Origin of the sequence: Cryobacterium roopkundense, from assembly GCF_014200405.1 — a bacterium.
Taxonomy (GTDB): domain Bacteria; phylum Actinomycetota; class Actinomycetes; order Actinomycetales; family Microbacteriaceae; genus Cryobacterium; species Cryobacterium roopkundense.
This window is the reverse complement of record NZ_JACHBQ010000001.1, coordinates 764,109-787,347: the sequence shown is the minus strand read 5'-3', so window position 1 is coordinate 787,347 and position 23,239 is coordinate 764,109. Positions and strand designations below refer to the sequence as shown.

Below are 23,239 nucleotides of genomic sequence, written 5' to 3'. Positions count from 1 at the left end.
ACTAAGCGGCACTCCGCCCAACGCGATTTCCCCACTGGCCGTGTGCTAGACAGGATGGGTACCAACCGGGCATGGGAAAAGAGGAATCGCGGATGCGTTTGACGCTGGGTGTGATGGCACGATCGGGCAAGCCGAACGAACGTCGGTTGCCGATACATCCGCTGCATTTGGACCGAATCTCTGCGGAGGCCCGGTCCGGCATCTTCCTCGAACACGGCTACGGCGAGCCGTTCGGCGTGAGCGACGAGCGCCTCGCCACGCTCATTGGCGGGCTGCGCACGCGCGACGAGCTCATCGCCGAGTGCGACGTGATTCTGCTCGCCAAGCCGCTGCTCGCCGATGTGCAGCAGCTTCGCGACGGCCAGGTCTTGTGGGGCTGGCCGCACTGCGTGCAGGACCCGGCACTCACGCAGGTCGCGATCAACAAGAAGCTCACGCTCATCGCGTTCGAGGCGATGAATCACTGGACCGCTTCCGGCGACTACGACCTGCACGTGTTCCACCAGAACAACGAACTCGCCGGCTACTCCTCGATTCTGCACTCCTTCTCGCTCATGGGCGTGACCGGCGACTACGGCCGTCGGCTCAGCGCCGTGGTGATCGGCTTCGGCGCGACGGCGCGTGGCGCCGTCACTGCGCTCAACGCCCAGGGCGTGCACGACGTGAGCGTGCTGACCAACCGCGACGTGGCGGCGGTTAGCTCCCCCATCCACTCCGCGCACATCGTGCAAATCGCTCGGATCGAACACGACGCCGCGAACCCGGGTCGAAGTTCGGTGCTGACCGACTCCGGCGCGATGCCCCTCGCCCCGTTCCTCGCCGAGCGCGACGTGATCGTCAACTGCGTGCTGCAGGACCCGAATGCGCCGCTCACCTATCTCGACGAGGCCGACGTGTCCCACCTCAGGTCCGGGTCGCTCATCGTCGACGTGTCCTGCGACGAGGGCATGGGCTTCAGCTGGGCCAGGCCGACCACGTTCACGAACCCGACATTCATCGTGGGAGACAACGTGACGTACTACGCCGTGGACCACAGCCCGTCGTACCTGTGGAACTCAGCCAGCTGGGTGATCAGCGAGGCACTCCTGCCGTACCTCGAGGACGTGCTCGGTGGCGCGGATACCTGGGCCGGCAACGAGACCGTGCGTCGAGCCATCGAGATCCAGGGCGGCGTCATCCAGAACACGGCCATCCTCGAGTTTCAGGGCCGCACAGCCGCCTTCCCGCACGCCATCGCCTGAGGCTCTCCTCCTCCACAGCCCCGACCCGAGCGGCTAGCGCACCGATGTCCGAATTCCGCCAGTGGCCCGTGAAAGTCGAAGCTAAAGTCGGAATATGACCACTTCAGAAACCTCGCTGATCCGTCTGGCCAGCCCCATCGGCCGGTTGGAGATCACCGCCGACGCCGCCGGCATCCTGTCCCTGTCCATCGAGAACAACGGCCACCTGCCGCTCGAGGAGACTCCCGAACACCCCTCCCCCGTGCTGCGGAAGGCCGCACAGCAGCTCGGCGAGTATTTCGCCGGATCGCGCACGTCCTTCGACCTTCCCGTGCATCTCGGGGCAGGAACAGAGTTTCAGCAGAGCGTCTGGCACGGGCTCGAGGGCCTCGCGTTCGGCGAGGTTATCTCGTACGGTGACCTCGGCTCAGCGATTGGCCGGCCCGGTTCCGGTCGCGCTATCGGCGGTGCTGTCGGTGCGAACCCGGTGCCCATCATCGTGGGGTGCCACCGCGTGCTCGCCACGAACGGCCGCATCACGGGGTACAGCGGCGGGGCCGGTATTCCCACCAAGGCCTGGCTTCTCGACCACGAAGGAATCGAGCATCGCGTATGACACAACCGACACCGGCGGTCCCCAATCCCTTCCTCGCCGTGGGCGACGACGGTGTGACGCGCTGTGGGTGGGTGGGCACCGACCCGGAGTACCAGCGATACCACGACGAGGAATGGGGTCGTCCCCTCCACGACGAGGAGCGCCTGTTCGAAAAGGTTTGCCTCGAAGGGTTCCAGGCCGGGCTCTCCTGGATCACCATCCTGCGCCGGCGCCCGGTCTTCCGCGAGGTGTTCCACGGCTTCGCCGTGCAACGGGTGGCCGATATGACCGCGGCAGACGTCGAACGCCTCGTGAGCGATGCCCGCATCATCCGTCACCGCGGCAAAATCCTGGCGACGCTCGGCAACGCCAGGGCAACCCTGGAAATCCAGGCGAACGGCGAGAGCCTCTCCGAACTGATCTGGGGCTTCGCACCGACGACGCCCCACGCTCGCCCGCTCACCTACGCGGACATCCCGGCGATCACTGCGGAATCGACCGCGTTGAGCACAGAGCTCCGCCGCCGCGGTTACAGCTTCGTAGGTCCCACCACGATGTACGCACTCATGCAGTCCGCCGGACTCGTCGACGATCACCTCGCCGGGTGCCACCGCGCGTTCTAGCTCGCCCACCGCTATGGCTGCGGCACCAGCCCCAGCGTGCGCACGGCATCTCGCTCGTCGATGAGCTCGGCAACGGATGCGTCGATGCGGGCACGGGAGAACGAATCGATCTCGAGTCCCTGGACGATGCGCCAGTGCCCGTCGACGGACCGAACGGGAAACGAGCACACCAGCCCGTCCGGTACTCCGTAGGACCCGTCCGAAGCCACCGCGGCGCTCGTCCAGGCGTCTCCGGTGCCGTTGACCCAGTCGAAGACGTGGTCGAGAGCGGCGTTGGCAGCGGATGCCACGGAGGAGCCGCCGCGCACGCGGATGATCTCGGAGCCCCGGTTCGCCACCCTCGGGATGAACGTCTGGGTGAGCCAGGTCTCGTCGACGAGGTCGTTCACCGGCCTTCCATCGACGGTGGCGTGGAACACGTCAGGGTACTGCGTGGCGGAGTGGTTGCCCCAGATTGTCAGGCCGGCCACCGAGGAAACCGGCGTCTCAAGGTGCGCCGCCAACTGGGCGACTCCGCGGTTGTGGTCGAGCCGTGTCATCGCCGTGAACCGTTCGCGTGGCACGTCGGGGGCATGGGCTGCGGCGATCAGCGCGTTCGTGTTCGCGGGGTTGCCCACGACGAGAACACGAACGTCGTCCGCGGCTCCGGCATTCAGCGCTCGGCCCTGCGGGCCGAAGATCCGCCCATTTGCTTCGAGCAGGTCGGCGCGCTCCATACCGGGGCCGCGCGGTCGGGAACCCACGAGCAGCGCCACGTTGACGCCCTCAAAGGCGCGTGTCGCGTCATCGGTCACCTCAACGGACCTCAACAGCGGGAACGCCCCATCATGCAGCTCAAGCGCCGCGCCCTCAGCGGCGTTGAGTCCCTGCGGAATCTCCAGGAGACGAAGGGTGATCGGAACATCGGGGCCGAGGAGCTGACCGGACGCGATGCGAAAGAGCAGCGCGTAACCGATCTGTCCGCCTGCGCCGGTTACGGTGACATTTCTGGCTGGTGTGGGCACGCTCACACCCTAGCGAAATTCGGACCGCCCGATGAGAAACTTCAGGAGAAGATCGTGAACAGGGGCGCCGGAACGCTCGCGTCCACGACGAGTTCAAGCTCCCCGGCTGCTCCCGGCCGCAGCGTGACCCCAATGGATCGAGCCCAGCCCGTCAGCTCATCGACGCTCGCAAAGCTCTGGCCGTTCTGCAGGAGCGCGCGCACGAACTGGCCCTTGGACTTCTTGTTGAAGTGGTTGAGGGCGCGGGTACGTCCGTCGACATCGGTCACGACGCGCAGGAAAACTGACTCTGCGCGCGCGGGTGCCGCCCCTAGAGCCACGTAGGCCTCTGAGCGCAGATCGAGGACCAGCCCTGGAGTCTTTTTCAACACTGCAGTCACGGGAAGCGCCCAGTGCGTCTTGAGCGCCAACTCCGGCACACGGGAATCGTGAGACAACCGATAGGCGGGAATCGCATCGAGCGCGGCAACGGGGCCGAACAGGGCTGAATGGATCGCGACGTGCTCATGGGCGAACTGGCGCTCAGCCTGAGACAGGGACGCGGCGTCCACGGCGTCGTAGACGACCCCAGTGTAACGGTCGAGTGCCGGCATCGTTTCCGACGCGAGCAGTACCCGGTTCCTGTCGACCTCCGCAGACTGCGTACGGCCGAGTTTGAGGGCGGTCATGGCGGCATCCGGATGCCTGCTCAGGCTGACCAGAGCACGAGAGAGCTTACGCCGGGCCGGGCCCAGCGAGGAATAAGCCAGAGTATCCCAGTCCAGGGGTACAGCTTCGCCGCCGGAGCGTTTCGTCTCCGACGGCGGAAGCAGTACCAGCATGCGAACTAAACGAGTGCCGCCTGGCGGGCGACGATGGTGACGATGTCGTTGTCGACGGACAGGAATCCGTCGGCAGCTTCGGCCACTACCTTCGATCCGTCGGCGAGGGTGACGCGAACTTCACCCTCGGCGAGGATCGCCAGCATGGGCTCGTGGCCGGCCAGAATACCGATCTGGCCTTCCACAGTGCGCGCGACGACCATGGTCGCCTCACCGGTCCAGACCTGCTGGTCGGCCGAGACAACGCTGACGCTCAACGGAGAAGCCATTCTTAGCCGTTCTCCTTCTGAATCTGAGCCCACTTCTCTTCCACGTCGTTGATGCCACCGACGTTGAAGAAGGCCTGCTCAGCCACGTGGTCGAAGTCACCGTTGGCGATTGCCGTGAACGACTCGATGGTGTCCTTGAGCGGAACCGTGGAGCCCTCGACACCGGTGAACTTCTTGGCCATGTACGTGTTCTGGCTCAGGAACTGCTGGATACGACGTGCACGGGATACCGTGACCTTGTCCTCTTCAGAGAGCTCGTCAACACCGAGGATCGCGATGATCTCCTGGAGTTCCTTGTTCTTCTGCAGAATCGCCTTGACACGAACGGCCGTGTTGTAGTGATCGGCACCCAGGTAGCGGGGGTCGAGGATACGGCTGGTCGAGGTCAACGGGTCGACGGCCGGGTACAGGCCCTTCGACGCGATCTCACGCGACAGCTCGGTCGTGGCGTCGAGGTGGGCGAACGTGGTCGCCGGTGCCGGGTCGGTGTAGTCGTCGGCGGGGACGTAGATCGCCTGGAGGGAGGTGATCGAGTGTCCACGGGTCGAGGTGATGCGCTCCTGCAGGATGCCCATCTCGTCGGCGAGGTTCGGCTGGTATCCCACTGCGGACGGCATACGGCCGAGCAGCGTGGAGACCTCTGAACCGGCCTGGGTGAAGCGGAAGATGTTGTCGATGAAGAGCAACACGTCCTGCTTCTCCACGTCGCGGAAGTACTCAGCCATCGTGAGGGCGGAGAGTGCAACGCGAAGACGCGTTCCCGGCGGCTCGTCCATCTGGCCGAAGACTAGGGCCGTCTTGTCGAAGACACCCGCTTCCTCCATCTCGGCGATGAGGTCGTTGCCCTCACGGGTACGCTCACCAACACCGGCGAACACCGATACTCCACCGTGGTCCTGCGCAACACGCTGGATCATTTCCTGGATCAAAACGGTCTTGCCGACGCCCGCTCCGCCGAAGAGGCCGATCTTTCCACCGAGAACATACGGCGTGAGAAGGTCGATGACCTTGATGCCGGTCTCGAACAGCTGGGTCTTGGACTCCAGCTGGTCGAAGGGCGGCGGCTTGCGGTGGATGGGCCAGCGCTCCGTGATCTCGATCTTCTCGCCGGGAGCAGCATTGAGCACATCTCCGATGACGTTGAAGACCTTGCCCTTGGTGACGTTTCCGACCGGAACCGTGATGGGCGTGCCGGTGTCGCGAACTTCCTGGCCGCGAACGAGTCCGTCGGTCGGGTTCAGCGCGATGGCGCGAATCAGGTCGTCACCGAGGTGCAGTGCGACCTCGAGGGTGATCTCGGTGGTCTCACCACCGACGGTGATCGTGGTCTTCAGGGCGTTGTACATGCCGGGGATCGAGTCGTGCGGAAACTCGATGTCGACAACGGGGCCGGTGACGCGTGCGATACGGCCAACAGAGCCGGCCGTATCCTCCGCGCGGACTGGCGCGGTTGCGGTGTCAGTCATTGCTCTCTCTTCTCTGGTTACTTCTTGGCGGATGAGAGCGCATCGGCTCCACCCACGATCTCGGAAATCTGCTGGGTGATCTCGGACTGGCGAGCGTTGTTGGACAGGCGCGTGTAGTCCGTGATGAGCTTGTCGGCGTTGTCGCTGGCCGACTTCATGGCCTTCTGACGGCTGGCGTGCTCCGAAGCGGCCGACTGCAACATGGCGTTGAACAGGCGACTCTCGATGTACACCGGCAGCAGGCTGTCAAGCACGGTTTCGACATCAGGCTCGAACTCGTACAGGGGCAGAACCTTGCTGTCGCCCGGTTCCTCCACACCCTCGACGACCTCGAGGGGAAGCAGGCGAACAACCTCGGGAACCTGGGTGACCATGCTCACGAAGCGGTTGTACACGATGTGGATCTCGTCGACGCCGCCGTCGCTGTAGTCACGCAGGAAGGTCTCGAGCAGTGCTTCGCCGATTTCCTTCGCCGTTTCGAACTGCGGCTGGTCGGTTCCGCCGGTCCACACACGCTCGGAAGCGCGGTTGCGGAATGCGAAGTAAGCAATCGCCTTACGACCGATGAGGAAGTAGGAGATTTCCTTGCCCTGGGAGCGCAGCAGTTCGCTCAGCGACTCCGCCTCGCGCAGCACCTGGGAGCTGAACGCGCCGGCCAGGCCGCGGTCAGAGGCGAAGATGACGACCGCGGCGCGCTCGATCTTCTCCGGTTCGGTGGTGAGTACGTGCTCCACGTTCGAGTACGTAGCCACCGCGGATACGGCGCGGGTGACCGCGCGTGAATACGGGGTTGACGCAGCGACCCGCGCCTGCGCCTTTTGAATGCGCGAGGCGGAGATCAGCTCCATGGCCCGAGTGATCTTCTTAGTCGTCTGGGCAGACTTGATTTTCTGCCGGTAGACGCGAAGTTGCGCTCCCATGTGTCTCAGCTTTCCTTTCGGTGATCGTGTCTCGACGGGCTCGACGTCAAGGTCGAGCCCGTCGACTAATCGGGCGGCGCGCTTTAGCGGCGGTGCTTGACGATCTTTTCCTGGGTGACTTCCTCGACGCCGATGGCCTCGAACTTTTCGCTGCCCACGGATGCGAGGGGCTTGCCCTCGCCCGTCTGGAATTCAAGCTTGAACTTGTCGATTTCACTCGACAGGCTGGCGACGGTGTCGTCGGTGAGAACGTTCGTCTCGCGCAGGGTCGACAGCACGGTCGTGTTACGACCGAGGAAGTCCAGCAGTTCGCGTTCGAAACGCAACACGTCGGGAACCGGAACCTCATCGAGCTTGCCGTTGATGCCGGCCCAGATCGACACGACCTGGTCTTCGACCGGATACGGCGAGTACTGCGGCTGACGCAGCAGCTCGGTGAGGCGGGCACCACGTGCGAGCTGGCGACGGCTCGTCGCGTCGAGGTCAGATGCGAACATCGCGAAGGCCTCTAGAGAACGGTACTGTGCGAGCTCAAGCTTGAGCGTTCCGGAAACCTTCTTGATCGACTTGACCTGGGCGTCTCCACCGACTCGTGAAACCGAGATTCCCACGTCGACAGCAGGACGCTGGTTGGCGTTGAAGAGGTCGGACTGCAGGAAGATCTGGCCGTCGGTGATCGAGATCACGTTGGTCGGAATGTACGCTGCAACGTCGTTGGCCTTGGTCTCGATGATCGGAAGGCCGGTCATCGAACCGGCGCCGAGGGCGTCGGACAGCTTGGCGCAACGCTCGAGCAGGCGGGAGTGCAGGTAGAACACGTCGCCGGGGTATGCCTCGCGTCCCGGCGGACGACGAAGAAGCAGCGAAACGGCGCGGTAGGCCTCTGCCTGCTTGGACAGGTCATCGAAGACGATGAGTACGTGCTTGCCGGCGTACATCCAGTGCTGGCCAATGGCCGAACCGGTGTACGGGGCGAGGTACTTGAAGCCGGCAGGGTCAGACGCCGGAGCGGCGACGATGGTCGTGTACTCCATCGCTCCGGCATCCTCGAGCGCACCCTTCACCGAAGCGATGGTGGAGCCCTTTTGGCCGATGGCGACGTAGATGCAGCGAACCTGCTTGTTCGTGTCGCCGGACTCCCAGTTGGCCTTCTGGTTGATGATGGTGTCGATCGCAATGGCCGTCTTGCCGGTCTGGCGGTCACCGATGATGAGCTGGCGCTGGCCGCGGCCGATCGGGATCATGGCGTCAATGGCCTTGATGCCGGTCTGCATCGGCTCGTGCACGCTCTTGCGGTCCATGACGCCGGGAGCCTGCAGTTCGAGTGCACGACGACCCTCGGTTGCGATCTCGCCGAGTCCGTCGATGGGTGCGCCGAGCGGGTCGACGACACGTCCGAGGTAGCCATCTCCAACGGGAACGGAGAGGACCTCGCCGGTGCGGTGCACCTCCATGCCCTCAACGATGCCGGCGAACTCGCCGAGTACGACGACGCCGATCTCATCTTCATCGAGGTTCTGGGCGAGGCCCAAGGTGCCGTCTGCGAATTTGATGAGCTCGTTGGCCATCACGCCAGGCAGTCCCTCTACGTGGGCGATGCCATCGCCTGCGGTGGTGACGTAGCCGACCTCGGTGGTGGAGGTCTTGTTCGGCTCATAGGACTTGACGAAGTCCTGGAGAGCGTCGCGGATCTCATCGGGGCTGATCGTTAGTTCTGCCATCATCTTCCCTTTTCTGTACTGGTTGTACAGGTGTTAGCTGTGTGAAACGCTGCCGTCTCGAGGTTTGTGTGGTGCCGACCTGACGGTCAGCGGGCGAGCTGGAGTCTCAGGTCCGCGAGACGGGTAGCGATGCTGCCGTCAATGACGTCATCGCCGATCTGTACGCGCACGCCACCGACAACAGCCGGGTCAACGACCAGGTTGATGCTGAGGCGGCGTCCGTACCGGTCGGAGAGGCTCTTCGTGAGCCGATCGAGCTGAGCCGGCGCCAAGGCACCGGCGGACGTAATGGTGGCGATGGACGTTCCGGCCTGGTCTGCGACGACGGCCGCAGCGTGACGCAGGAGCTCACCGATCCGGCGGCCGCGAGGCTGCTGGACCAGGTGACGAACGATCGTCAGCGTCTGCGGCGATACCTTGCCAGCGAGAAGCTTTTCGACCAGTCCGGCCTTAGCCGTCGGAAGGCCCAGCTTGCTGGCCAGAGCCAACTCCAGCTCGGCATCGGACGACACCGCAGTGCCGAAGGCAAACAGTTCGGCTTCAATGGATACAGAAGACGGAGCTGAAATCGCGGTTGCCCGCAGCCCCAGGTCTTCAATTCCAGCCAGCAGGTCACCGTGGTTGGACCACCGCTCAGCAACGACAGACCCCAGGAGGTCTAGTGCCAACGGTGTAGTGGCCTGGCCGAAGACCGCCTTTACGAGCGTGACCTTGGCCGCAGCGGATGCGGCCGGGTCAGCCAGCGCGGACAGCAGCTGCGACGAGGCACCCACGACGCGACCGGCCTTGAACAGGCTCTCGCCCGTCGCCAGATCGATCGTGCCTATCGAGCCGGCCAAAGCCGTTCTCGATGATGCCAATGCTTCTCTGGTGGCGCTTCCCATTGATTACTTCTTCCCTGCCGGCACAGCAGTGTTCTCCGAGGCTTCAAGTTCAGCGAGGAAGCGATCAACGATGGCACTTGCCTTGGCGTCGTCGGTCAGGCTCTCGCCGATGACTCCTGAGGCCAAGTCGATGGCCAGCGTGCCGACCTCGCTGCGAAGCGAAACGACTGCTGCCTGACGTTCGGCTTCAATCTGAGCCTTGGCGCTTGCGGTGACGCGAGCTGCCTCAGAGACGGCCTGGTCCTTGTGCTCAGCGACTATGCGCTGGCCATCGGAACGTGCCTGTTCACGGATGTGTCCTGCCTCTGCACGAGCATCAGCAAGCTGGGCCGTGTACTGCTCGAGAGCAGCTTCGGCCTTGCGCTGGGCGTCGTCTGCCTTGGCGATATTGCCCTCGATGGCCTCTGCACGGTCGTCAAGAAGCGTCTGCATCTTCGGAAGTGCGTACTTCCAGAAGAAGAACAAAATCACGACAAAGCAGACCGCTGACCAGATGATGTCGTAGACGGCCGGGATGAGCGGGTTCTGCGCCTCCCCCTCGGCGGCGGCTGCAATTACTGCGTGAAGCATCATGCCTCCTAACTCAAGTAGTAAAGAGGACTAAACGAAGATGAAGTAGGTTGCGATACCGATGAAGGCGAGCGCCTCGGTGAAAGCGATACCGATGTACATCAGAACCTGGAGACGGCCGGCCAGCTCGGGCTGACGAGCAACACCCTCAATGGTCTTTCCGACGACGATACCCACGCCGATTGCCGGGCCGATGGCTGCGAGGCCATAACCGACAGTCGCGATGTTGCCGTTGATTTCCGCGAGAACGGTAGTTGCGTCCACGTTTGTTTCCTTCCGTAGGGGTGAATGCGGCGAGTGCCGGATTCGATGTCTAGTGTTCCTCAGCCAGCGCTAGCTGGATGTAGACGGCGGTAAGTAGGGCAAAAATGTAGGCCTGCAGCACAGCGATCAGGATCTCGAAGAGAGTGAACGCGAAACCGAAGACGAGGGTTCCCGCTCCGAAGAGTTTGAAGCCTCCGTCTGCCGTGAAGAAGAAGAACTGCGTTGCGCTGAAGAACAGCACCAACAGCAAGTGTCCGACGATCATGTTCATCATGAGTCGAAGCGTCAGGGTGACCGGACGAATGAGGAACGTGGAGATGAACTCAATCGGCGTCACGATGATGTACAGCGCCGGCGGAACACCGGGCGGGAAGAGCGAGTTACGGAAGAACTTCGCCGGGCTCTTTTTGACGCCGGCGTAGATGAACGTTCCGTAGGAGATGACACCGAGAAGCAGCGGCACTCCAATCACCGAGGTTCCGGCGATATTCAGGAACGGAATGATTCCCGTGATGTTCATGAACAGGACCATGAAGAAAATGGTCGTGAGCAGCGGCAGGAAACGCCTGCCGTCTTTCTTTCCGAGGAGATCCTCCGCGATGTTGACTCGCACGAAGTCCAGGCCCATTTCGGCCAAGCTCTGCATACGGGTCGGAATGATCTTCATGCGGCGGGTACCGAGCCAGAACAACAGAATCAAGACCGCTACCGCAAGAAAGCGGATGAGGATGATTCGGTTCATCTCGAACGGAGTATCCGCGAAGAAGATCACATCAGGGAAGAACTCATTGATGGTTGGACCATTGAAGCCGCCGTCGTCAGTTGCAGACGGGACCAGCAGGTTTACGGCGATTTTTAGCAGCGCTTTCTCCTGTTTCGGGGCGGTGAGCTCTGCTCGCGCATCGACGAATGTGGGACAGGTTTACGACGCTGTAGAAGAGCTGCAAACCGGGGGGATCGCTGCCTACTCTAGCGGAAATCCGGCTCTGAACCGAATCGAGAGCGGGCTGTCACTCGTCTGCGGGGGCAGGTGGAAGCGTGACATCGCTCACGTAGCTCATGCGGCTCTTCATCACCACGACGGCATCGACCACGAGCGAGCCGACGACGCCAGCGATGATGCTCAGGAAAAGCACCACCGGCGAGATCCACGGCTGGTCACGCAGCAGCACCATGAGCACCAGAAAGACCACGAATTTCAGCAGCCAGCCGCCCATCACGATACCGAAGAATGCGCCGATGGCGGCCTCTCGCCCGGCATAGCGATTGGCGAGGAGGATACTGCCGGCTGTGATGCCCATGAAAACGACGGCCATGGCCGTACCCACCAGGGCGCTCACGATGCCGATCCAGCCGTCGACGAGTCCGCCGACGGTCGCGCCCACGAGGGCGATGGCCAGGGCGAGGAAGCCCCCGTACACGAGGATCCGCTTGAGGATGGGGATGGACGTCGGCTGGGCAGGCGGCACAAATTGGGTGGGCGGTGTGGGGGTGGCTGGCAGTGTCATGCGATCTCCTCGGCGGTCTGTGGGGTCTGTTGCGCCTGCGCGGCCTCATCGAGAGGGTCGAGTTGGGCTATTTCTTCGGTATGGGGGGCGGTGTTCGGCGACAGCTGGCTGGCCATCTCCTCGGCCTTACGGCGGCTGAGCGGGGCCAGGGTCACGAGCGTGCAGGTGAGGAGCGAGACCACGAGGAAGACGGTGGCGTACCAGGTGGGCAGGCCCAGATAGACCGGCAGCACGAAGTAGAGCAGGCAGCCCACGGATGCCGCGGCCGTCCAGCCGTAGAAGATGAGGACGGCATGCAGGTGGGAGTGGCCCATGTCGAGCAGACGGTGGTGCAGATGCTTGCGGTCCGCGCTGAACGGAGACTTTCCGGCCCGCACCCGGCGGAAGACGGCCAGTCCGAAGTCGAGCAGCGGGATGATCAGGATGGCGACCGGCAGCAGAATCGGGATGAACGCCGGAAAGAGCTGTGAGCGGTTCACCGCAGTCGGGTCGATCTGTCCGGTGATGGCAATTGCGGAGGTGGCCATCAGCAACCCCACGAGCAGCGCTCCGGCGTCTCCCATGAACATCTTCGCTGGGTGCCAGTTGAGCGGAAGGAAGCCCACGCAGGCTCCCACGAGAATGGCGGCGATAAGCGACGCGAGGTTGAAGTAGTTGGTGGGAGAGGTGTCGCGCACCAGCAGATAGCTGTAAAAGAAGAACACCCCGTTGGCGATCAGCGCCACGCCCGTGACAAGCCCGTCGAGCCCGTCGATGAAGTTGATCATGTTCATCACGACCACGATCGCCACGACTGTGAAGACTATGGACATCCAGCCGGAACCGACCGTCAGCCCGCCGATCGGCAGGGAGTATATCTGCACGCCCTGCCACGCTACGAGGCCGGCGGCGATGAACTGACCGGCGAGTTTCGTCATCCAGTCGAGGTCCCAGACGTCATCGGCGACTCCGACCAGCACGATCAAGAGGGCGGCACCGAGAATGGCGAGGATCTGTTGCGGGTCGGCGAAGACGAGCTGTAGGGGCGGGAACTGTGAAGATGCGAGGTAGGCCACCCCGAAGGCCACCATGATGCCGAGGAACATCGCAATACCGCCGAGGCGGGGGGTCGGACGTGTGTGCACGTCTCTGTCCCGAATCTTCGGATACAGCTGGTAACGATGGCTGAGCTTGTAGACCACGATCGACAGCCCGAAGGTCACCAGCGCCGAGACAAGGGCGATCAGCATGAAGAGAGTCATGGATCAGTCGCGCCCATTGGAGTCGACGTCGGGCGCCGGTGCGGCAGCCGTCTCTGCGTCCAGCGACGGCTCAGGCGAGGGCGCGGCTGGCGGCCCGGGCTCGGGCTCGAGCGCCTCGCCGATCACGGCTTCGATGGCCGCCCGGGAAATCACGCCGTGGCGAACGATGTGCAGCATGCCGCCGTTGGACTCGAAGGCCGTAGCGTCGACGATCGTCGAGGCAGCGCCCTCTCCTGATACTCCGCCGTCGAGGTAGACGGCGACCTTATCGCCGAGAGCGGCCTCGGCCGCCTGGGCGTCGACGGCGGCAGGCTGGCCGCTCAGGTTGGCCGAAGACACGGCCAGGGGGCCGGTCTCCTTCAGAATGTCCAGGGCAACGGGGTTGCTCGGCATGCGAAGCGCCACGGTGCCGCGGGTCTCACCCAGATCCCAGACGAGTGACGGCTGCGCGTTCAGAATGACGGTCAGTCCGCCTGGCCAGAACTCGGCAACCAGGTCCCGCACCGGTTGCGGGATATCGATGGCGAGGGCATCCATCGTGGAGACGCCGGGAATGAGCACAGGCGGCGGCGAGGTGCGGTCGCGCCCCTTCGCATCCAGAAGATTCTGGACTGCCCCTGGGCTGAAGGCGTCCGCGGCGATGCCGTAGACGGTGTCAGTGGGTATGACGACGAGAGCGCTGCGGCCGATCGCCGAGAGGGCCATTCTCATGCCGGCAGCGTAATCCGCTTCGACCGAGCAATTATAGATGCGTGTCATTTCCGACAATTGTAGCGGAGCCCCCCTGTGAGCCGACGGGCGGCACGCGACGGAACCCTTCTAGACGTTCCGAATGGCCGTCGTGGCACGGTCGCGACTCGTGAAGTCGCGGTGCGTGGCTGGCGCGCGCCAGCCGTCCGCCGTGAGGATGGCACGGATGGCGCCGCCCTGCAGTTCGCCGTGCTCGATCACCAGCACTCCACCGGCACGAAGGAGCCGCAGCGCCGTCGTGGAGACGTGTCGCACCACGTCAAGTCCATCGGCGCCGCCGAACAATGCATGGGCGGGATCAAACAGGCGCACCTCCGGGTCACGGGGAATGGCATCCGCTGGAATGTACGGCGGATTCGAGATGACGACGGCGACGGTGCCATCGAGCTCGGTGAAGGCGTCGGCGAGATCACCGAATGCGAGGGTGGCGTTCGGGGCAGCCACCTCGGCGAAGTTGCGGCTGGTCCACTCGAAGGCTTCCGGCGAATTCTCGACCGCGAAGACCCGCGCGTGCGGGACTTCGGTAGCGAGGGAGAGGGCGATAGCACCGCTCCCGGTGCCAAGATCGATGCCGATCGGCGCCGGGTCGGGCATCGACCGCAGGGCGTCGATCGCGAATTGGGCGACCTGTTCGGTCTCGGGTCGCGGCACGAAGACGCCGGGGCCGACGAGGAGGTTGAGCGCACGGAACGGTGCGCGGCCCGTAATGTGCTGCAGCGGTTCGCGACGGGCGCGACGCTCAGAGAGCACGAGTACTGCAGTGGCATCCGTTTCGCTCACCGGCTTACGGAGGATTCCGGCGGCTTGAACCTCGCCTCGGCTCTGGCCGAGCACGTGCCCGATCAGCAGGTCGGCGTCGACCTCAGCGTCAGCGATTCCGGCTAGGGCAAGCTGGTCAATGACCAGTTCACGAAGGGAATCGACGTCTCCCGGAATACTCGGGCGGTCGGGATTGGTTGGCTCTGTTACGCGAAAGGTCACAGTGGAATCTATCTCACTCCCCTGAACGCGTCACTGCCCGTAGGCTGAAGTTGGCCTTGTCCCCCGAGTGAAAGTTGACTCCGAATGCCCAGACCTATCTATTCCGACATCACCAAAGCCGTCGGAGGCACCCCTCTCGTCAAGCTCAACCGCCTGACGTCCGGCCTCGACGCGACAGTGCTGGTCAAGCTCGAGTTCTACAACCCCTCCAGCAGCGTGAAGGACCGCATCGGAGTCGCCATCGTCGACGCCGCCGAAGCGGACGGAAGTCTGCTCCCGGGCGGCACGATTGTGGAGGCCACGAGCGGCAACACCGGAATCGCCCTCGCAATGGTGGGCGCGGCCCGGGGCTACAAGGTGGTTCTCGCGATGCCCGAGACCATGAGTAAGGAACGTCGCGTCATGATGCGCGCCTACGGCGCCGAAATCGTGCTGACCAGCGGGGCCGACGGCATGCGCGGCGCGGTCGAGACAGCGAACAGCATCGTTGCTGCCACGCCCGGAGCGATCCTGGCTAACCAGTTCAAGAACCCGGCCAACCCTGCCATCCACCGCGCAACCACAGGCGTCGAGATCTGGGACGACACCGAGGGCACGGTCGACATCCTCGTCGCCGGCATTGGCACAGGCGGCACCATCAGCGGAGCTGGTCAGCTGCTCAAGGAGCGCAAACCGTCAGTCGTGGTCGTCGGTGTCGAACCCATCGACTCCCCCATCCTTAGCGGTGGCAAGCCCGGCCCCCACAAGATTCAGGGCCTCGGCGCCAACTTCGTGCCGGAAACGCTCGACCGCACTGTCTACGACTCGGTCACCGACGTCACCCTGGCCGATTCGCTTGCCACGGCCCGCGCGCTCGGCACTCAGGAAGGCATCCTCGGCGGAATCTCCGGTGGAGCCGCAGTGTGGGCCGCCCTCGAGCAGGCCAAGCTGCCCGAGAACGCCGGCAAGACCATCGTCGTGATCGTTCCGGGATTCGGGGAGCGCTACATTTCGACAGTGCTCTACGAAGATCTACTGGACTAGGACGCCGGGAACAGGCACGGACGGAACAGGGACAGACTCCTTCGATGACAATTGTGGCTCGCATTCGCGAGGATGTGGCGAACGCGCACAAGCATGATCCCGCTGCGCGGAGCAACGCCGAAATCTTTCTCGCTTATAGCGGGCTGCATGCGGTGTGGAGCTACCGTGTCGCCCATATTCTGTGGCGCCGCCGGTTCTATCTCCCCGCACGCCTGGTGTCACAGTTTGCCCGGTTCCTCACCGGGATCGAGATCCACCCGGGGGCCACGATCGGTCGGCGTCTGTTCATCGATCACGGCATGGGCGTCGTGATCGGCGAGACAGCCGAGCTGGGCGACGACGTGATGCTGTATCACGGCGTCACTCTCGGCGGCAAGAGCCGCCACGGCGTGAACCGTGGCGACAAGCGTCACCCCACGCTCGAAGACGGCGTCACCGTCGGTGCGGGCGCCAAGGTGCTCGGCCCCATCACCATCGGCGCGCGCAGCACGATCGGTGCGAACTCCGTGGTGACCAAGGACGCGCCGCCGCATTCGCTGCTCGTAGGCCTTCCGGCGAAGGTGCGCCCCGTCAAACCGGAGACGAGCGAGTCCGCGCGTGGTGGGGTCCCCTGGCCCGAGGATTATTACATCTAGCGACGCACAAGAACCCCGTCGATCTCGGCGGGGTTCTTGTCATACCTCAAGCGTCAGCACCCACCACAGTTGTAGAACGTGATGTCCCAGTGGCTACCCTCGTTGGCGTACACGTTGCCAGCCCCCGACTGGTACTGCGGGGCGCCATCGCCCCGAACACCGATGTAGGTGAACGAGTTCGTGATGTAACTGCTGATGCATGTGTAATCGGACACGTCAATCTTGTATCCGTTGTAGTGGCTGTACGTACCGGCCGCATGCCCGACCTCTGTGCCGCCTGTCACGTTGATAGCGCAGCCGCTTGCGTTCTTGAGGGTGACCACGCCGGAGATCGGAATTTGTCAAGGTGGATGAGGCCAGTGGGAGTTTAGGCGGCTAGTTCGAGCCCTTCATTCTCGATAGGTTTGGGGGCTGGTTTATTGATCCATGCCGTCTTGGGAATGGACAGGATCTGCGGCGCCTTGTTGGTGCTGAATCGCTCTGGGAAGCGTGCGCGTGCCGCGTCCAGCGTCGCTGCCCGTTCGATGGCCTTCGCCTCGGCGAGGCCGTAATGAACGTCTGCTGGCGTGTTGAGGCCGATCCCGGAGTGGCGATGCTCGTGGTTGTAGCCGTCGACGAACGAGGCCATGAACGTCTTCGCGTCGGCAAGGGAGCCGAAGCGTTCGGGGAACGTCGGAGCGAACTTCAGGGTCTTGAACCAGGCCTCGCTGTAGGGATTATCGTTACTCACCCGAGGCCTCGAGTGCGATTTGGTGACCTCCAAGTCAGACAACAGCGCCGCGACGGTCTTGGATGTCATCGACGTGCCGCGGTCGGCGTGAACGACCTGAGGGACGCCGTGAATGCCGAAGATCTCCTTCATCATCTCCACCGCCAGCTCGCCGGATTCCGACGCGTGAACATAGGCGCCGACGATGTAGCGGGAGTAAATATCGATCATCACGTAAGCATCGAAGTACTTGCCCTTGATCGGGCCGGCGAGTTTCGTAATATCCCAGCTGAGTACCTGGCCGGGTCCCGTCGCCGTCAGTTCCGGGATCGCCCGGGCAGGATGGCGCGCCTGGCGGCGGCGGTCCTTGACCTGCTGATTCTCGTTCAACACCCGATACATCGTTGATATGGAGCACAAGTACGTGTCCGCGTCGAGCAGTTGGGCGTAGATCTGGATCGGTGGCAGGTCAACGAACGGCTGTGAATTGACGACGTCAAGGATCTCGCGGCGGCCGGTGTCGCCGATCTTGTTCGCCGGAATCAGCGCCGGCCGGGCCACGGGAATGCGTCGTTTCCTTGTGGCTGTCGCTCGAGGGATCCCGACCAGGTCGGCCGCGACGCGAGTCGAGATCCCTCGACTGGCCAGTTCGCGGTACGCGGTCATTACGGCAACGCGCACGGTGTTTCGTCCCGCGAGCTCTTCGAAAGACTTTCGAGTAGCTCGTGCATTTTTGACATGATCTCCAACGCCACCCCCGTCGTTTCCAACCGCTGCTCGGTCTTGCTCAACTGGCGGCGCAGCCGGGCGATTTCAGCCTGCTCCGGAGTTAACCGGCCAATCTTTTCACCGGGCTTCTTGCCTGCGAGGACGCCCGCGTCGCGCAGTTTTCGCCATTCGGTGATCTGCGAGGAGTAGAGCCCTTCGGTGCGCAGATAAGTGCCGCCCTCGTTGTTCTTGATGGCCGTGTCATACGCGGCGAGGTACGCAAGCTTCTGCGCTGGGGTGAACGACCTTCTCGAGGTCGGACCACCAGCTCGGGGTCCGGGACTACTCATATGACTATCGTCGCGCACTGCGCTCAAAGACGGACTGGACATGGTGATGATTCCTGATTCTCGCCCTACGTCAAACGGCGGACTTGCTCTGAGGTACTGGCCTCACCCAACCCTGACACGTAGGGGATCGACTCCTGGTTGACCTGGTCGAACGACGTGCAAGTGGAGTTCGATCGCGTGGAGCAATTGCCGCTGGAACTCCAGGTCACGCCGGCCGCACTCAACTGCGAGGTGGCCGAGGAATGGGAGATCTTTGTGGCCGCATAAGCCGGTGCGCTCACGCCGAAAACTGCGACTGCTACGGCGAAGAATGTGAGAATGAGCGATGCTGCTTTTTTCTTTGCAAGTTTTTTCATGACAAATGCCAACACTTTCACTTGGGTTTCGAGTCTGTCTCCCTCTCAGACTCCAGCGTCCCGCGCTACGTGTCAACACATCAAGGTACTGTTCACGACGAATTCCGCCTGATCGTCAGAACGTGACGAGACATTTTCCGTGGGCGATTCCGGCTGCCGCAAATGCCGCCCTGGTGTGGGCCGCTGGGAAAACTGCCGCAATTCTTTGATGGATCACGCCGGCGTCGACGAGACTCGCGACCTCCGCCAGCAGCTCCGTCGCAGGATAGGTGAACTGGTTGATGGCTTCGATTCCCGCCGCTTCCGCGGCCTCAGGGTCGTGCCGGGTTGCGAGCGACACGAAGCGCGCCGCGGGCTTGAGCATCGGATAGTAGATGGTTGCGTCGACGCCTGTGGACGCGTCGAGGATCCCGTCGACGTCGTGCACGCGGCTCACCCACGACTGGTCGGCGTAGTTGTAGACCTGGTCCGCACCGATGCTGCGCACATACTCTGTGTCGTCAGCCGCAGCATCCGCAATCACCGTGGCTCCCAGGTGTTTGGCGGCCTGCACGCCGATACTTCCCACAGCCCCCCCGGCGCCGAGAACGACGATCGTGCTGTCGGGTCCCACCTCGAGCGTGCGCAGCGCCTGCAGGGCACTTGACCCCGCGAGGGGCAGCCCGGCCGCCTCCACGAGGTCGATCACCTCCGGCGCCCGACTGGTGAGGGCGGCTGGGGCCAGAATGAATTCCGCGAAGGTTCCGTTCCCGCCGAGGGCGGGGTGGGCCTGGCCGATGACGGCATCACCGACCTGCACGTTGTCGACACCGGGCCCAATGTCCTGCACGATTCCGGCGAAGTCGCCGCCCACGATGACGGGTAGCTTCAGGGGAACAATCGATTCGAGGCCTCCCACGACGGTCAGTTCGTCGAGAGGGTTGACGCTCGCTGCCGCAACCCTGACCAGGAGTTGTCCCTCGCCGGGCGTGGGTGGAGCCGGTGCCTCGCTGATGACGAGGTCGTCCGGACTGCCGAAGTGACGAATCTGCACCGCTTTCATGGTTCCGCTCCCGATTCACGAAGGGGTTCGGTGCAGCGGTGGGGCTGGGGAACCCGGAATTGACAGCATTCATAGTAGTACCGGACGACTCCGGAGGGAGAAAAAAAGCGGCCCCCTGCTGACCAGGGGACCGCTTCGGGAGGAACCGGGGGTTACTCCGGATCGCCCAGCTCGGCCAGACGCGTTTCTTCGTCGGCCGTGATGCACGACTCGATCACGGCGTGCAGGGCACCGTTCATGACGGCGTCAAGGTTGTACGCCTTGTAGCCGGTACGGTGGTCGGCAATGCGGTTTTCAGGGAAGTTGTACGTGCGAATGCGCTCGGAGCGATCCATGGTGCGGATCTGACCCTTGCGCACGAGGCTCGCGGCCGCATCGATCTCTTCCTGCTGCCGGGCGAGAACCCGGGCCCGCAGAACGCGCATGCCCGCTTCCTTGTTCTGTAGCTGGCTCTTCTCGTTCTGCATTGCCACCACGATGCCGGTGGGCAAGTGGGTGATACGCACGGCGGAGTCCGTCGTGTTCACCGACTGGCCACCGGGGCCACTCGAGCGGTACACGTCGATCTTGAGGTCGTTGGCGCTGATCTCGACCTCTTCAGGCTCGTCGACTTCGGGGAAGACGAGCACGCCGGCGGCGGACGTATGGATCCGTCCCTGGGACTCGGTGGCGGGCACCCGCTGAACACGGTGCACGCCGCCCTCGTATTTGAGGTGCGCCCAGACGCCATCGGCGGGATCGCTCGAAGATCCCTTGATGGCCAGCTGGATGTCCTTGATACCGCCGAGGTCGCTCGTGGTCTGCTCGATGATCTCGGTCTTCCAGCGATTGGATTCCGCGTAGTGCAGGTACATTCGGAGCAGGTCGGCGGCGAACAGCGCGGATTCCGCGCCGCCCTCCCCCATCTTGATCTCCATGATCACGTCACGGGCATCGAGCGGGTCCCGCGGAATGAGCAGGCGTCGCAGCTTTTCGGCCGTGACGTCGAGCTGTTCCGTGAGCTCGGGGATCTCTTCCGCAAAGGAGGGGTCCTCGTCCGCCAGTTCGCGAGCGGCGTCGAGATTGTCGCTCACGGCCTTCCACTCGTGGTACGCCGCGATGATGCGGCTCAGCTCGGCGTAGCGTCGGTTGACCTTCTTGGAACGGGCCGGATTCGCGTGCAGCTCCGGATCCGCCAACTGCGACTGGAGGTCGTCGTGCTCGGCCAGCAGCGTGAGGACGGATTCGAACATTAGCGGTCCTTTTCCGACCCGCTCAGGGTCGGCATCGACTTCTGCACCTGGGCGAGGAACTCCACGTTCGAGGACGTCTCCTTGAGGCGGCCGAGGATGAGCTCGAGTGCCTGCTGCTGCTCGAGTCCGGCGAGGGCGCGACGCAGCTTCCAGGTGACCTTCACTTCATCCGCGCTCATCAGCATTTCTTCGCGGCGGGTTCCCGATGCGTTCACGTCGACCGCGGGGAAGATGCGCTTGTCGGCCAGGTGGCGTGACAGGCGGAGCTCCATGTTGCCGGTTCCCTTGAACTCCTCGAAGATGACCTCGTCCATCTTGGAACCGGTCTCGACGAGCGCCGACGCGAGGATGGTGAGCGATCCACCGTTCTCGATGTTGCGCGCGGCACCGAAGAAACGCTTCGGCGGGTACAGAGCGGATGCGTCGACGCCACCGGAGAGAATGCGACCCGACGGCGGGGCCACGAGGTTGTAGGCACGGCCCAGACGGGTGATGGAGTCGAGCAGCACGACGACGTCGTGGCCCAGCTCCACGAGGCGCTTGGCGCGCTCGATGGCGAGCTCGGCGACCGTCGTGTGGTCCTCGGCCGGACGGTCAAAGGTAGAGGCGATGACCTCACCCTTGACGGTGCGCTGCATGTCGGTGACTTCTTCAGGACGCTCGTCGACGAGAACAACCATGAGGTGGACCTCGGGGTTGTTCGTGGCGATCGCGTTGGCGATCTGCTGCATGACGATGGTTTTGCCGGCCTTCGGCGGTGCGACGATGAGGCCGCGCTGACCCTTTCCGATCGGGGCGACCAGGTCGATGATGCGCTGCGTGACCTTGCCGGGCTCGGTCTCCAGGCGCAAACGCTCCTGGGGGTAGAGCGGTGTGAGCTTCTGGAATTCGACGCGGGTTGCCGCCTCCTCAACGGTGAGACCGTTGATCGAGTCGACCTTGACGATGGCGTTGTACTTCTGGCGACCGCTCTGGTCGCCCTCGTGCGGCTGGCGGATGGAACCGACGACGGCGTCACCCTTGCGCAGGTTGTACTTCTTGACCTGGCCGAGCGACACGTACACGTCGCTGGCACCGGGCAGGTAGCCGGAGGTGCGCACGAAGGCGTAGTTGTCGAGCACGTCGAGGATTCCAGCGACGGGGATGAGCACGTCATCGTCGTTGACCTCTGGCTCGAATTCTTCACCCGTGTTCGGGCCGCGGCGCTTGCGGTCACGGTAACGGTTGCGATTTCCGCGACCGTTCAGGTCCTCATCCAGTCCGGCGCGATCCGGCCCCTGGTTGCGATCCTGATTCTGGTTGCGGTCCTGCTGGGCCCGGTCCTGGTTACGGTCCTGGTTCTGGTTACGGTCGCCCTGGTTACGGTCCTGGCCGCGATCCTGGTTCTGCGCACGGTCGTTCTGACCCTGGTTGCGGTCCTGGTTGCGTCCGGCCTGACGCTGGTTCTGCTGGCGATTGCCGTCGTCCTGTGCACCCTGGCCGCGCTCGTTCTGCGTCTGGTTGCGGTCCTGGGCCTGGTTACGGTCTTGGGGGGCGCGGTCGTTCGCGCGATCGGCATTCTGCGTGCGATCGCCGCGGCTGCGGTTGCGGCTGCGACCCTGACGGGGCTGCTCGACCTGCTCCTCAGCGGCGTCAGCCGATTCTTCAGAGGACCCGTCGGAAACGGCAGCGGCTTCGTCGTAAGGCTCGGAGACAACGGGAGCCTCTTCGTGAATCACACGGGGGCGAAGCGATGAAGCACGGCGCGAGTTGCGGCGCGACCCGGTGGCGGGCGCATCGGTTGCAGTCTTTTCAGAGTCAGCGGCGTCAGCGGCGGCGGCGGTGTCGGACACGACATCGGCGGCCTCGCTCACGTCGACAGGTGCCACGCGCACAGCACGCTTGCGCGTCTGGCGAGCCGGCTTCTCATCGGCGGCAGCGTCGACAGCGGTCTCGACTGGTGCGACGGAAGAAACGACGGTGGGCTTGGCCTCCGGCAGGATGATGCCGAGTGAGCCCAACTTGTCGATGGCACTGCCGTCGGCATTGACGTGCGCCACCGCTGGGGCAGCCGTTGCGGAGCTGGCGCGGCGCGGCGCGCGCTTGCGCGGGGCGGCCTCGGCCACCGGTGCGGCGGCAGCACGAGCGGCATCGACGGCGCTGGTAGCTGTCGGCGCGTCGCCGCCGCCGACCACTGACTGTTGCGCAGCAATAGCTTCCACGAGCTCTCCTTTACGAAGTTTGGATGCGCCCTGAATACCCAGCCCGACGGCCAGAGCTTGCAGCTCGGCGACGCGGAGGGAGTTCAGGCGAGAAATTTCCGTACCAGTGGAACGGAGGTTGACATCGGTCACGAAGGGGGTTCCTT

Annotated in this window: 25 protein-coding genes; 6 read left to right on the top strand and 19 right to left on the bottom strand. The window is 63.7% G+C overall.

Annotated features, from left to right (window positions below; all coding sequences use genetic code 11):
• Positions 1 to 92: 92 nt before the first annotated feature.
• From BJ997_RS03740 to BJ997_RS03730, 3 genes are all read left to right on the top strand, one after another.
• Complete coding sequence (locus tag BJ997_RS03740; protein ID WP_152602258.1) at positions 93 to 1,241, top strand: N(5)-(carboxyethyl)ornithine synthase; 1,149 nt, start codon at positions 93 to 95, stop codon at positions 1,239 to 1,241.
• A gap of 94 nt (positions 1,242 to 1,335) precedes the next feature.
• On the top strand, positions 1,336 to 1,836 hold the full coding sequence (locus BJ997_RS03735) for a methylated-DNA--[protein]-cysteine S-methyltransferase (protein ID WP_035837607.1): 501 nt from the start codon (positions 1,336 to 1,338) through the stop codon (positions 1,834 to 1,836).
• Positions 1,833 to 2,438 (top strand): DNA-3-methyladenine glycosylase I, encoded by a 606-nt coding sequence (locus tag BJ997_RS03730; protein WP_052542410.1) that lies wholly within the window; start codon positions 1,833 to 1,835, stop codon positions 2,436 to 2,438. The genes BJ997_RS03735 and BJ997_RS03730 overlap by 4 nt, the downstream gene beginning before the upstream one ends.
• 11 nt (positions 2,439 to 2,449) lie before the next feature.
• Here the strand turns inward: BJ997_RS03730 and BJ997_RS03725 are convergent, their stop codons facing one another.
• From BJ997_RS03725 to prmC, 14 genes are all read right to left on the bottom strand, one after another.
• Positions 2,450 to 3,448 carry a malate dehydrogenase gene (locus tag BJ997_RS03725; RefSeq protein WP_152602257.1) on the bottom strand — a complete coding sequence of 333 codons (999 nt, stop codon included), beginning with the start codon at positions 3,446 to 3,448 and terminating at the stop codon, positions 2,450 to 2,452.
• A gap of 35 nt (positions 3,449 to 3,483) precedes the next feature.
• On the bottom strand, positions 3,484 to 4,263 hold the full coding sequence (locus BJ997_RS03720) for a YaaA family protein (protein ID WP_035837605.1): 780 nt from the start codon (positions 4,261 to 4,263) through the stop codon (positions 3,484 to 3,486).
• 5 nt (positions 4,264 to 4,268) lie between these two features.
• The gene (locus tag BJ997_RS03715; protein WP_035837603.1) at positions 4,269 to 4,532 is read right to left on the bottom strand and encodes a F0F1 ATP synthase subunit epsilon; all 264 of its coding nucleotides are present in this window, start codon (positions 4,530 to 4,532) and stop codon (positions 4,269 to 4,271) included.
• A 2-nt stretch (positions 4,533 to 4,534) separates the two neighbouring features.
• Positions 4,535 to 5,998, bottom strand: coding sequence for a F0F1 ATP synthase subunit beta (gene atpD, locus BJ997_RS03710; RefSeq protein ID WP_035837600.1), 1,464 nt, complete (start codon positions 5,996 to 5,998; stop codon positions 4,535 to 4,537).
• Positions 5,999 to 6,015: 17 nt separating this feature from the next.
• Positions 6,016 to 6,918, bottom strand: a complete 903-nt coding sequence (locus BJ997_RS03705; protein ID WP_035837599.1) for a F0F1 ATP synthase subunit gamma — start codon at positions 6,916 to 6,918, stop codon at positions 6,016 to 6,018.
• A gap of 83 nt (positions 6,919 to 7,001) precedes the next feature.
• Complete coding sequence (gene atpA, locus BJ997_RS03700) at positions 7,002 to 8,639, bottom strand: F0F1 ATP synthase subunit alpha (RefSeq protein WP_035837627.1); 1,638 nt, start codon at positions 8,637 to 8,639, stop codon at positions 7,002 to 7,004.
• Between the two features lie 86 nt (positions 8,640 to 8,725).
• A complete protein-coding gene (locus BJ997_RS03695; protein ID WP_035837598.1) occupies positions 8,726 to 9,523 on the bottom strand; it encodes a F0F1 ATP synthase subunit delta in 798 nt (265 codons plus the stop codon).
• Positions 9,524 to 9,526: 3 nt separating this feature from the next.
• Positions 9,527 to 10,093, bottom strand: coding sequence for a F0F1 ATP synthase subunit B (locus BJ997_RS03690; RefSeq protein ID WP_035837625.1), 567 nt, complete (start codon positions 10,091 to 10,093; stop codon positions 9,527 to 9,529).
• 30 nt (positions 10,094 to 10,123) lie between these two features.
• Positions 10,124 to 10,357, bottom strand: a complete 234-nt coding sequence (gene atpE / locus BJ997_RS03685; protein WP_035837596.1) for an ATP synthase F0 subunit C — start codon at positions 10,355 to 10,357, stop codon at positions 10,124 to 10,126.
• Positions 10,358 to 10,406: 49 nt separating this feature from the next.
• The gene (gene atpB / locus BJ997_RS03680) at positions 10,407 to 11,198 is read right to left on the bottom strand and encodes a F0F1 ATP synthase subunit A (protein ID WP_420827192.1); all 792 of its coding nucleotides are present in this window, start codon (positions 11,196 to 11,198) and stop codon (positions 10,407 to 10,409) included.
• Positions 11,199 to 11,367: 169 nt separating this feature from the next.
• Entirely contained in the window at positions 11,368 to 11,865 is a 498-nt protein-coding gene (locus BJ997_RS03675) for a Cg1360 family ATP-synthase-associated protein (protein ID WP_084141338.1), read from the bottom strand.
• A complete protein-coding gene (locus tag BJ997_RS03670; RefSeq protein WP_035837621.1) occupies positions 11,862 to 13,106 on the bottom strand; it encodes an MraY family glycosyltransferase in 1,245 nt (414 codons plus the stop codon). The genes BJ997_RS03675 and BJ997_RS03670 overlap by 4 nt, the downstream gene beginning before the upstream one ends.
• Before the next feature lie 3 nt (positions 13,107 to 13,109).
• The gene (locus tag BJ997_RS03665; protein ID WP_035837594.1) at positions 13,110 to 13,865 is read right to left on the bottom strand and encodes an L-threonylcarbamoyladenylate synthase; all 756 of its coding nucleotides are present in this window, start codon (positions 13,863 to 13,865) and stop codon (positions 13,110 to 13,112) included.
• A 60-nt stretch (positions 13,866 to 13,925) separates the two neighbouring features.
• Positions 13,926 to 14,792 carry a peptide chain release factor N(5)-glutamine methyltransferase gene (prmC, locus tag BJ997_RS03660; RefSeq protein ID WP_035837619.1) on the bottom strand — a complete coding sequence of 289 codons (867 nt, stop codon included), beginning with the start codon at positions 14,790 to 14,792 and terminating at the stop codon, positions 13,926 to 13,928.
• Between the two features lie 129 nt (positions 14,793 to 14,921).
• On the opposite strand from prmC, the gene cysK reads away from it, so the two are divergent.
• A complete protein-coding gene (cysK, locus tag BJ997_RS03655) occupies positions 14,922 to 15,860 on the top strand; it encodes a cysteine synthase A (protein WP_035837592.1) in 939 nt (312 codons plus the stop codon).
• Positions 15,861 to 15,904: 44 nt separating this feature from the next.
• On the top strand, positions 15,905 to 16,495 hold the full coding sequence (gene epsC / locus BJ997_RS03650; protein WP_035837590.1) for a serine O-acetyltransferase EpsC: 591 nt from the start codon (positions 15,905 to 15,907) through the stop codon (positions 16,493 to 16,495).
• Positions 16,496 to 16,548: 53 nt separating this feature from the next.
• Here the strand turns inward: epsC and BJ997_RS03645 are convergent, their stop codons facing one another.
• Positions 16,549 to 16,818 carry a hypothetical protein gene (locus BJ997_RS03645; RefSeq protein ID WP_221243923.1) on the bottom strand — a complete coding sequence of 90 codons (270 nt, stop codon included), beginning with the start codon at positions 16,816 to 16,818 and terminating at the stop codon, positions 16,549 to 16,551.
• A gap of 44 nt (positions 16,819 to 16,862) precedes the next feature.
• A protein-coding gene (locus BJ997_RS03640; protein ID WP_183323757.1) for an IS3 family transposase occupies positions 16,863 to 18,262 on the bottom strand; the annotation gives its coding sequence in 2 pieces (ribosomal slippage) (positions 16,863 to 17,941 and positions 17,941 to 18,262; 1,401 coding nt in all).
• A 138-nt stretch (positions 18,263 to 18,400) separates the two neighbouring features.
• Here BJ997_RS03640 and BJ997_RS21715 point away from each other — a divergent pair.
• Positions 18,401 to 18,529, top strand: a complete 129-nt coding sequence (locus BJ997_RS21715; protein ID WP_276512144.1) for a hypothetical protein — start codon at positions 18,401 to 18,403, stop codon at positions 18,527 to 18,529.
• Positions 18,530 to 18,733: 204 nt separating this feature from the next.
• Here BJ997_RS21715 and BJ997_RS03635 read toward each other — a convergent pair whose 3' ends face one another.
• The 3 genes from BJ997_RS03635 to rho form a co-directional block, all read right to left on the bottom strand.
• Positions 18,734 to 19,660: an NADP-dependent oxidoreductase gene (locus tag BJ997_RS03635; protein WP_052542515.1), complete on the bottom strand. Its 927-nt coding sequence runs from the start codon at positions 19,658 to 19,660 to the stop codon at positions 18,734 to 18,736.
• A 152-nt stretch (positions 19,661 to 19,812) separates the two neighbouring features.
• On the bottom strand, positions 19,813 to 20,892 hold the full coding sequence (gene prfA, locus BJ997_RS03630) for a peptide chain release factor 1 (RefSeq protein WP_035838308.1): 1,080 nt from the start codon (positions 20,890 to 20,892) through the stop codon (positions 19,813 to 19,815).
• Positions 20,892 to 23,225 (bottom strand): transcription termination factor Rho, encoded by a 2,334-nt coding sequence (gene rho / locus BJ997_RS03625; protein WP_035838310.1) that lies wholly within the window; start codon positions 23,223 to 23,225, stop codon positions 20,892 to 20,894. The genes prfA and rho overlap by 1 nt, the downstream gene beginning before the upstream one ends.
• Positions 23,226 to 23,239 lie beyond the last annotated feature (14 nt).

Bases quoted from the DNA above. Each gene is read 5' to 3' on its own strand.
- BJ997_RS03665 (WP_035837594.1), bottom strand. From the start codon at position 13,865: ATGACACGCATCTATAATTGCTCGGTCGAAGCGGATTACGCTGCCGGC.
- BJ997_RS03635 (WP_052542515.1), bottom strand. From the start codon at position 19,660: ATGAAAGCGGTGCAGATTCGTCACTTCGGCAGTCCGGACGACCTCGTC.
- BJ997_RS03670 (WP_035837621.1), bottom strand. From the start codon at position 13,106: ATGACTCTCTTCATGCTGATCGCCCTTGTCTCGGCGCTGGTGACCTTC.
- BJ997_RS03675 (WP_084141338.1), bottom strand. From the start codon at position 11,865: ATGACACTGCCAGCCACCCCCACACCGCCCACCCAATTTGTGCCGCCT.
- prfA (WP_035838308.1), bottom strand. From the start codon at position 20,892: ATGTTCGAATCCGTCCTCACGCTGCTGGCCGAGCACGACGACCTCCAG.
- epsC (WP_035837590.1), top strand. From the start codon at position 15,905: ATGACAATTGTGGCTCGCATTCGCGAGGATGTGGCGAACGCGCACAAG.
- atpD (WP_035837600.1), bottom strand. From the start codon at position 5,998: ATGACTGACACCGCAACCGCGCCAGTCCGCGCGGAGGATACGGCCGGC.
- BJ997_RS03695 (WP_035837598.1), bottom strand. From the start codon at position 9,523: ATGGGAAGCGCCACCAGAGAAGCATTGGCATCATCGAGAACGGCTTTG.
- BJ997_RS03720 (WP_035837605.1), bottom strand. From the start codon at position 4,263: ATGCTGGTACTGCTTCCGCCGTCGGAGACGAAACGCTCCGGCGGCGAA.
- BJ997_RS03705 (WP_035837599.1), bottom strand. From the start codon at position 6,918: ATGGGAGCGCAACTTCGCGTCTACCGGCAGAAAATCAAGTCTGCCCAG.
- BJ997_RS03715 (WP_035837603.1), bottom strand. From the start codon at position 4,532: ATGGCTTCTCCGTTGAGCGTCAGCGTTGTCTCGGCCGACCAGCAGGTC.
- BJ997_RS03730 (WP_052542410.1), top strand. From the start codon at position 1,833: ATGACACAACCGACACCGGCGGTCCCCAATCCCTTCCTCGCCGTGGGC.
- atpA (WP_035837627.1), bottom strand. From the start codon at position 8,639: ATGGCAGAACTAACGATCAGCCCCGATGAGATCCGCGACGCTCTCCAG.
- BJ997_RS03690 (WP_035837625.1), bottom strand. From the start codon at position 10,093: ATGCTTCACGCAGTAATTGCAGCCGCCGCCGAGGGGGAGGCGCAGAAC.
- cysK (WP_035837592.1), top strand. From the start codon at position 14,922: ATGCCCAGACCTATCTATTCCGACATCACCAAAGCCGTCGGAGGCACC.
- BJ997_RS03740 (WP_152602258.1), top strand. From the start codon at position 93: ATGCGTTTGACGCTGGGTGTGATGGCACGATCGGGCAAGCCGAACGAA.
- BJ997_RS03735 (WP_035837607.1), top strand. From the start codon at position 1,336: ATGACCACTTCAGAAACCTCGCTGATCCGTCTGGCCAGCCCCATCGGC.